The sequence below is a fragment of the Nostoc sp. CALU 546 genome, assembly GCF_048836525.1.
In genome coordinates this window covers 1-2,157 of record NZ_JAWJTF010000332.1, presented here as the reverse complement: position 1 = coordinate 2,157, position 2,157 = coordinate 1, and the positions used below count along the sequence as shown (strand labels likewise).

Annotated in this window: 3 protein-coding genes and 1 pseudogene; 3 read left to right on the top strand and 1 reads right to left on the bottom strand. The window is 35.1% G+C overall.

From position 1 onward, the window contains the following. Nucleotides 1-279: 279 nt before the first annotated feature. Together RRG12_RS43390 and RRG12_RS43385 are read left to right on the top strand one after the other, a co-directional pair. Nucleotides 280-984, top strand: a complete 705-nt coding sequence (locus tag RRG12_RS43390; RefSeq protein ID WP_420762614.1) for a hypothetical protein — start codon at nucleotides 280-282, stop codon at nucleotides 982-984. Between the two features lie 23 nt (nucleotides 985-1,007). Further along, nucleotides 1,008-1,259, top strand: a complete 252-nt coding sequence (locus RRG12_RS43385) for a transposase (protein WP_420762613.1) — start codon at nucleotides 1,008-1,010, stop codon at nucleotides 1,257-1,259. A 194-nt stretch (nucleotides 1,260-1,453) separates the two neighbouring features. On the opposite strand, the gene RRG12_RS43380 is transcribed toward RRG12_RS43385, so the two are convergent. Next, on the bottom strand, nucleotides 1,454-1,699 hold the full coding sequence (locus RRG12_RS43380) for a hypothetical protein (RefSeq protein ID WP_069072571.1): 246 nt from the start codon (nucleotides 1,697-1,699) through the stop codon (nucleotides 1,454-1,456). A 251-nt stretch (nucleotides 1,700-1,950) separates the two neighbouring features. Here RRG12_RS43380 and RRG12_RS43375 point away from each other — a divergent pair. Then, nucleotides 1,951-2,157: pseudogene (locus RRG12_RS43375) on the top strand (long-chain fatty acid--CoA ligase); the annotation flags it as partial.

Below are 2,157 nucleotides of genomic sequence, written 5' to 3'. Positions count from 1 at the left end.
ATCTCTTTTTTCTCTCTGTGTTCCGCCAGTTGCTACAACAGAGAACCTGCTTACAGCACTGAACTCACTGCAACACACTGGCTTCTCTGTAGCTATACGGTGAATTAGTCATTAATTTAACCACAGAGATATAGAAAACACAGAGATAAGAGGTTAATGTCTAAAATTGTTATCCACCTTGACAGGGCTAATCTTAAATATTATTTTCTTGACAACCTGAAATTAATTACTATAGTCTATTAATTTACACGTTTTTCAGTAAAAAAAATAATAAGAAGCATGAGCAAGAAAGTTACCATTTTGCTAATAGCAGTATTGGTTACAAATTCTACAGCAGTAAAGCCTTCCACTGGGACAGAAAAGAATCCTACTTTCCTTGTTAATAATATTAATTCTGTAGCTTTGGCTCCAATTAAAATAGGACAAGCTATAGAACCTAGAGTTATAAAGCTTCGTCTTGCAGATTCTGGGGTTTCAGTAGGAAGTGTTTTGTCTTGGGGATTTGCTGGTTTGATTCAAAAAAGATCCACTGATTGGGTTCGTTTAGAAATAACTGATAATCAAGTAAAAGTAGTACATACAACAAGAACAACTAATTGGTTAACTCAGGTTTCTAAATGGTGGGATCATCCTGTTAGAAAAATTGCTTTTAAGCCAGATTCTTGTCAAGTAGATAGCTTGTCAAATCAAGGTGGCTCAAATATAGAAAATCAACTAAGAGATATAAAAAAGTTATACGATTCTAAATTAATAACAGAGCAACAGTATCAAGAATTGCAGCGTAAAGTTATTAATCAAATAAATACAACGCCAAATCAACCTTCCACTAGCAACTCTGAGTGTGTTTTATTAGGAGAAAATGCGATAGTAAACCTGAAAGATATTAGTTTAGTGACTAAAGGAGAGTTTAAAATTGAATATTTAGAAGGTAATGAATGGAAATATGCAGCTTTTAGAGTACCAGAAAAAGAATATCGAGAGTAGTCTGCAATCAAGAAATTTGCCTAATGAAATCTCGTGCAACTGTTTTAATTGACCCGACAGATCAAATCGTTTTCCATTACACACTACTACATTCTTCTTGGCTAAACCAAATTGAAATTTGGTTTAGTATTTTGGTACGGAAGTTACTAAGAAGAGGCAGTTTCAAGAGTCAGGATGACCTTAAAACTAGAATTATTGCTTTTATTGACTACTTTAATCAAACAATGCCTAAACCTTTCAATTATACATATAAGGGTAAAGTTTTGGCCGTTTAATACTCGGTTTATTTCCGCCGTGCTGTACTAGTGGTTTGTCAAGTTTCATTTACTAAGTTCGTAGTTAGCGCTGTCTTTGCTAAAGCGCTAACTACGAACAAAATAACAATATAAGAGATTTGACGAAATTAGAAAGAGTTAATTTAATAGTTCGTCGTCGAAGTACTGAGTAATTTCTCTTGGCAAACAGTCCATCAATTCGGAGAACATTTAGCACAGAAATCAGGACTGAATTTACAAAATTGACTACCTGTTACTGGGTAAGCTGTACAATAAGGAAAACTGGTAAGTTCAATTTTGGCTGTTTGTAATTTGGAACCATCCTGTAACGCTTCGGTAAGTTTGGTTTTCTCAGCCAAAATGATAGCTAAAATTTTAGGTAACGCTATGCAAGCAGCAATATTGAGCAGCGTTAGCATTATTGTGTCTATAAAATTCATAGGTAATCATCTCCTGTGAAAAATAGGCGTAGGCGTAGGCCGTCGTAGACATCGCTGTTCTTAGATGCAAACACAATCCATTGCTTGCACTCTATGTAAATTAACTTTACCATAAACTTTTGTAAATATAAACGTGGAATTCCTGGAATTATCATACACAGAAGGGAATGTAGATAATAAGGATAGATATTGTAGCGTAATAACAAAATAAGCTGGAAAATAATCAGTTTACGATACTTAGGTAAGGTGTTATGTCAAAAACCCAAACCGCGTCTTCTTTTTTATCTAACATTAGTGAACGAGAACGCCAAGCATTAAAGCGGGTGGTAGATTACACAAATGTGGAATCGCTGCCAGAAATTTGGCCTTTGGCCGCTCAACAATTTGGTAATATTGTCGCCCTCCACAACCCTCACGCTAAACCAGAAGTAGCAATTACTTATACCCAGCTAGCAGAG

Bases quoted from the DNA above. Each gene is read 5' to 3' on its own strand.
- RRG12_RS43390 (WP_420762614.1), top strand. From the start codon at position 280: ATGAGCAAGAAAGTTACCATTTTGCTAATAGCAGTATTGGTTACAAAT.
- RRG12_RS43385 (WP_420762613.1), top strand. From the start codon at position 1,008: ATGAAATCTCGTGCAACTGTTTTAATTGACCCGACAGATCAAATCGTT.
- RRG12_RS43380 (WP_069072571.1), bottom strand. From the start codon at position 1,699: ATGAATTTTATAGACACAATAATGCTAACGCTGCTCAATATTGCTGCT.